This is a genomic window from Bradyrhizobium sp. 197 (assembly GCF_023073375.1).
GTDB lineage: Bacteria > Pseudomonadota > Alphaproteobacteria > Rhizobiales > Xanthobacteraceae > Bradyrhizobium.
Genome location: NZ_JADPJJ010000166.1, coordinates 1 through 2,643 on the forward strand (window position 1 = coordinate 1; position 2,643 = coordinate 2,643).

General features: G+C 59.6%; 1 protein-coding gene and 2 pseudogenes. 2 read left to right on the forward strand and 1 reads right to left on the reverse strand.

The annotated features are described in order from the left end of the window. Positions 1 to 182 precede the first annotated feature (182 nt). Complete coding sequence (locus IVB27_RS37155; protein WP_247447589.1) at positions 183 to 1,214, forward strand: IS110 family RNA-guided transposase; 1,032 nt, start codon at positions 183 to 185, stop codon at positions 1,212 to 1,214. A gap of 410 nt (positions 1,215 to 1,624) precedes the next feature. Here IVB27_RS37155 and IVB27_RS37160 read toward each other — a convergent pair. After that, positions 1,625 to 2,181, reverse strand: a pseudogene (locus IVB27_RS37160) (transposase); the annotation flags it as partial. A gap of 311 nt (positions 2,182 to 2,492) precedes the next feature. Between IVB27_RS37160 and IVB27_RS37165 the strand changes: the two are divergent. Next, positions 2,493 to 2,643, forward strand: a pseudogene (locus IVB27_RS37165) (IS3 family transposase); the annotation flags it as partial.

The following is a 2,643-nucleotide window of genomic DNA, read 5'->3' on the forward strand; positions in this document are numbered from 1 at the left end:
CCAGGAGGGATCAGGGCCGACGGTCGCAGGGCTCGCTGCATCATGTTGATTCCCTTGTGAAACCAACGCGAGCCGGCGCCTGAACTTCATCAAAAGTGATGGTGTGGAACGGCCCTTCGAACCGGCATCAAAGGTGCCTAACGTGGTCGCGTAGAGAGGCGCCACAAAGGAAGGACCGTTCCATGGAGAAGATTATCACGGTGGGTTTGGATTTGGCCAAGTCGATCTTTCAAGTTCACGGCATCGCCGAAAACGGGAAAGTCTTGGTTCGTCGCACATTGCGGCGATCGCAGGTTCTGCCCTTCTTTCGGAGCCTTCCAGGTTGCTTGGTAGGTATGGAGGCCTGTGCGAGTGCCCATCACTGGGCACGCGAGATAGCGGCGCTGGGCCACGCTGTCCGCATGATGCCGCCAGCCTACGTGAAGCCTTACGTCAAACCAAACAAGACCGACGTGACGGATGCTGAAGCCATTTGTGAGGCGGTCACCCGCCCGACAATGCGGTTCGTACCGGTGAAAACTGCCGAACAACAAGCGGCCAGCATGATTTTGCGAACGCGAGAGCTGCTGATGAGGCAGCGCAGCCAGACTGCAAATGCCCTACGTGCTCATATGGCCGAATTGGGCATTATCGCCGGCACAGGCATGGCAAGCATCGCAAAACTCCTGGTGCTTCTCCGGGACGAAAAAGACAATAGGATCCCCGGCGCCGCCCGCTTTGCCCTGATCCTATTCGCTGAACAGATTGAGCTGCTTACAACCCGCATAGAGAAGCTCGACAGAGAGATTTTGGTTGCCGTCAGAAAGGACCCCGATGCAAGGCGTCTGATGAGCATTCCGGGTGTCGGTCCTCTCATCGCCGCTACCGTTCGGACATCGGTTTTGGATGCTCGCAATTTTGCGACTGCACGAGATTTTGCGGCTTGGACGGGGCTCACACCGAGGGCACAGTCGAGCGGCGGAAAAGAAAGGCTCGGCGCGATATCAAAGCGTGGAAATCGGCAACTACGGACGCTCTTGATCGTTGGTGCGACCTCTATCATCAAGCTTGCTAAACGAGGCTTGAAAGTCCCACTCTGGATTCGGACCATGCTGCAAAGACGGCCGGTCAAGGTCGTATCGGTGGCGCTCGCCAATAAGATTGCGCGCACGATCTGGGCCTTGCTGGTCAGAGGCGGCATCTATCAGGCGCCGGCCGCAATGCTGAAATCCTAATCTTAAGAGCTCTCCGGCGGAAGAAGAAAGCTGCCGAGGAGGCAAGGTGCAAATCTGGATGAACCCCGAATGACGTCATTCCCGGTAGCAATCAGACCGCCTGACTCACTGCGCTTCGAGCGCGAGAAATTGATTGGGCGATTGCTTCCGCGGATATCATCGTGGCCAGCGGCCAGGCGCCGCTTCACAGGCCGAACATATGACCGCACCGTCATCCCTTGTTCAACCAGAGAAAGATCTTGCAGCCCGGGCCGTTCCACATACGGAGTCAGAGCCCTTATTCCATGCCGAAACACAACGATGGGGACCGAATACCCCATCTCTTCCGTGAACCTTTTCCGCTTCATCTGTCCGTCCTTCGTCAGGTCGGACTTTAAACTCCAAATGGAGGAAATTCTCAGGGGCTGGTCAGCCGCGGCCTTGGCCACGCGCGCATAGGATTGCCGCAGCCTGACGCCGTGCCGTCTCGCCAGGCGGTTAAGCCCCAGGATCGCCGCATGCAGCAGCTTGGCGTAAGCTGATGGCTGCGCAGCGCGCCGGCCCCGTGCGCCACCCGCAGGCTCTCGGCCAGCAGCAGTTTCGGCTTGCCGCCGAGCCGCTTAGTTGCGGCAATGGCTCAGGTCCGAGCGCTCCTGCGGAAAAGCATGCTGGAAGAACTCTTCCGGTGAAGAACTGGAAATACGGATCATGGACCCAGCGCTCGCACACTCCCTCATTGGACGGCCCGTAGAAGTACTTGAGCAGCAGCAGCCCGATCGCGAAGGGGGTCTCGATACCGGGCCGGCCGTTGTCGCTGTAGAGCGGCGCGATCTCGCCCTCGATCCAGTCCCCACCTCGCGGGCGAGCAGAACCAGCTCGTGCTTCATGTTGATGATGTGATCCAGCCGCGCCGCCGGAACAGGTCGTTCGATCCCGTCGCCTTATGCTTCTTCGGCCGATCGTCCCGTCCAATGCGCAACAGAATCATGGTTCGCAGCGGAGGGGACCCTTGAGAGTTCTGTGAAGTCGCATGGCAGGCGCGAGCCGCGCGCTCTGTCGTGCGTACGACCTCATAAAAGCCGGATTGAACGAAGCTGCGGAGTTGTGGGCCCTGTGGGGATAGTGCCGCGGGTGCGGCTGCGGGGAAGGTGCGCGCGTGCTCGCCGCGCGTCGGCGAGCCATTCATGGCATGTGAGCGTCCCATTTCGGGCCAAGGGCGCGATCTAGCTGTGGAGCCTCAAGAGGTTGTCCTCGGTTAGATCGAGTCTGCTGATAGGCGTTTGAGATTTTATGCCCGCCTTTCCTTTCGCCGGTTCGCGGATGTTGAGAGGCCTGCTGGCTGCCGAGGGGTGCAAGATCGGCCGCCGGCATGTCAAAACGCTGATGCGGCGGATGGGGATAGAAGCGCTCTATCGCCGCCCCCGAACCACGAAGCCGGAGCCCGGCCACA